The organism is Peribacillus sp. SIMBA_075 (genome assembly GCF_046534585.1).
On the sequence record NZ_JAWRYN010001654.1, the window covers coordinates 1 to 234 of the forward strand.

1 pseudogene is annotated in these 234 nt (G+C 35.5%); it reads right to left on the reverse strand.

What is annotated here, in order from left to right:
• Nucleotides 1-234, reverse strand: a pseudogene (locus SB775_RS34045) (DNA primase); the annotation flags it as partial.

The following is a 234-nucleotide window of genomic DNA, read 5'->3' on the forward strand; positions in this document are numbered from 1 at the left end:
CTATGTGGGATTCCATACGAACAGCCACTTCTGGACTTTGCAACATATGATAAATAATTTCTCTTTCTGCCCTTTCAAAACCTGTTAACTTCGGTTTTGTTTGAACAATTTGAGACGGCTTAGAAACCTGCTTTACTTGTTTTTGCTGTACCTTTTGTTCTTTGCGATATTGGTGCAATTGATTCAAAAGAGTTTCCATTGAATACGAAAATTCTTGCGATAATGACTTCAAAT